The organism is Streptomyces sp. NPDC006265 (genome assembly GCF_040613555.1).
In the GTDB taxonomy this organism is placed as follows: Bacteria; Actinomycetota; Actinomycetes; order Streptomycetales; family Streptomycetaceae; genus Streptomyces.
Genome location: NZ_JBEXSH010001145.1, coordinates 1 through 2,320 on the forward strand (window position 1 = coordinate 1; position 2,320 = coordinate 2,320).

Here is a 2,320-nt window from a genome sequence, read left to right on the forward strand (position 1 = left end):
GCCGGCGCCGTAGGCGTCGGCCGTGTCGTAGAAGGTGACGCCCAGTTCGAGCGCCCTCTCCAGCGTGGCCCGGGACGCGTCCGCGTCCGAGGGGCCGTAGCCGAAGCTCATGCCCATGCAGCCCAGGCCCTGGACGCTCACCTCGGGACCGTGGTCGCCGAGCTTCGCCGTCGTGATCCTGCCGTCCGTCATCGGGACCTCTCCGACGCCAGGGCACGCCCGGCGTCCGCGTAGAAACTGATCTTCCGGTCGAGCACGGCGAGCGTGCCCCGGAGTTCGTCGATCCTGGCCAAGACGTCCTCGCGGGTCGTCTGGAGCAGTTCGAAGCGCTCGCCGTAGGTGTGGTCGCCCTCGCGCACCAGTTCCGCGTACCGGACCATGTCAGCGACCGGCATGCCGGTCAGGCGGAGCTTGCCGACGAGGTCGAGCCAGTCGAGGTCGCGGTTGGTGTAGCGGCGCTGGCCGGTGTGGGACCGGTCGATGTGCGGCATCAGGCCGATGCGCTCGTACCAGCGCAGGGTGTGTGCCGTCAGGCCGGTGAAGGCGACGACCTCGCTGATCGTGTAGTGGTCGTCGCCGTCCGGGCGCCGGTTCTGCTGCGGCGGGCCGGCGCAGGTGTCGGTCCTGGTCCCCGTGGTCTCCATCACCGTCATGACCCCAACGCTAGAACCCTGGAGTGCGCTCGAAGCAAGCGCGGACGGTAAGAAATCGGCAGGACGTTTCCTGATCCGGCTGGTTAGCGTACGGACTCATGAGTGTTGTGCGTCGCGCCCTGCCCGGGGACGCCGAAGAGGTCCTGCGGCTGCGCCAGGTCATGATCGACTCGATGTTCGCCTCCGATCCGTCCGTCGCCTGGCACGGGGAGTCCCTGCCCACCCTGAGGGCCAAACTGGGCGAGTGCGACGGGGACTTCGCGGCGTTCGTCGTGGACCACCCGGAGCGGCCGGAGGCGCTGGCCTGCCTGGTGGCCGGGACGATCGACTACCGCATCGGCAAGACGGCCGACCCGCAGGGCATGGTGGGTTTCGTGTTCAGTGTCGCCACCGACCCGGACGCCCGGCGCCGGGGGTACGCGCGCGCCTGCATGACGACCCTGCTGGAGTGGTTCCGCGAGCGCGGTGCCCGGCGTGTGCAGCTCACCGCCTCGCCGGAGGCGGAGCCGCTGTACGTCTCCCTCGGTTTCCGCCCCAAGCCCGACCCTTTGCTGGAGCTCGCGCTCTGAGCGCATAGGCTCGAACGCATGTCGCTGAAGAGCCTCGCGTTGATCGATAACTGGCCGGTTCCCACCGCTGCGGCGGGTGTCGTACGAGCGGACGGCACCGTCCTCGGCGCCCACGGGCCGGCCGGACAGCGGTTCCGGCTCGCATCGGTGACCAAGCCGCTGGCCGCCTACGCGGTGCTCATCGCGTACGAGGAGGGGGCCGTCGAGCTCGACGAACCGGCGGGCCCCACCGGGTCGACGGTCCGGCACCTGCTCGCGCACACCTCGGGCCTCGCCTTCGACGAGCACAAGGTCACGGCCCCGCCCGGGGAGCGGCGGCTGTACTCCAACGCCGGCTTCGAGCAGCTGGGCGACCATGTGGCGAAGGCCACCGACATCCCGTTCGGGGAGTACCTGCGGCAGGCCGTGCTGGAGCCGCTCGGCATGACCTCGACGACCCTGGAGGGCTCCCCGGCCAAGGACGGGGTGTCGACGGTGGAGGACCTGCTGCGGTTCGCGGCCGAGGTGCAGGCTCCGCGGCTGCTGGACCCCCGCACGGTCGCCTCGGCCATGACCGTGCACTACCCGGGCACCAAGGGCGTCCTGCCGGGGTACGGCCACCAGAACCCCAACGACTGGGGGCTCGGCTTCGAGATCCGCGACTCCAAGTCGCCGCACTGGACGGGCTCCTCGTCCTCGCCGCGCACGTTCGGGCATTTCGGACAGTCGGGTACGTTCCTGTGGATCGACCCGGACGCGGGCGCGGCCTGCGTGGCCCTGACGGACCGGGCGTTCGGGCCCTGGGCGACCGAGGCGTGGCCGGCGTTCACGGACGCGGTGCTCGCGGAGCTGTAGCGGAGCCCCCTAGGCCATCTCCCAGACCAGCAGCTCCGCCTCCGTCACGCCCTCGGCCTCCAGGCCCTTGGCGTCCGTGATCCGGGCGGCGTCACCGGCACCCAGTTCCTCACCGTCCAGGCGGACGTCACCCCGTACGACGTGCACGTACGCGTACGGCCCGTCCGGCACCGCCGTCCGCTCCCCCGCCCCCAGGCGCCGCACGTGCAGTATCGCGCCGGCCTCGGGGACGGCGTAGGGCGTCGAGTCGGCGATGCCGTGGAC

Annotated in this window: 4 protein-coding genes and 1 pseudogene; 2 read left to right on the plus strand and 3 right to left on the minus strand. The window is 71.3% G+C overall.

Annotated elements, in window-relative coordinates; genetic code table 11:
* Both ABZ281_RS46305 and ABZ281_RS46310 read right to left on the minus strand, forming a co-directional pair.
* Positions 1–192, minus strand: a 192-nt coding sequence (locus ABZ281_RS46305; protein WP_356664515.1) for an aldo/keto reductase, incomplete at its 3' end; no start/stop codon positions are given.
* Positions 189–653: a MerR family transcriptional regulator gene (locus ABZ281_RS46310; protein ID WP_355813992.1), complete on the minus strand. Its 465-nt coding sequence runs from the start codon at positions 651–653 to the stop codon at positions 189–191. The genes ABZ281_RS46305 and ABZ281_RS46310, both read right to left, overlap by 4 nt.
* 98 nt (positions 654–751) lie before the next feature.
* Between ABZ281_RS46310 and ABZ281_RS46315 the strand changes: the two genes are divergently transcribed.
* Positions 752–1,222, plus strand: a complete 471-nt coding sequence (locus tag ABZ281_RS46315; protein WP_356664517.1) for a GNAT family N-acetyltransferase — start codon at positions 752–754, stop codon at positions 1,220–1,222.
* A gap of 18 nt (positions 1,223–1,240) precedes the next feature.
* Positions 1,241–2,056, plus strand: coding sequence for a serine hydrolase domain-containing protein (locus tag ABZ281_RS46320; protein WP_356664519.1), 816 nt, complete (start codon positions 1,241–1,243; stop codon positions 2,054–2,056).
* A gap of 9 nt (positions 2,057–2,065) precedes the next feature.
* Here ABZ281_RS46320 and ABZ281_RS46325 read toward each other — a convergent pair.
* Positions 2,066–2,320, minus strand: a pseudogene (locus tag ABZ281_RS46325) (pirin family protein); the annotation flags it as partial.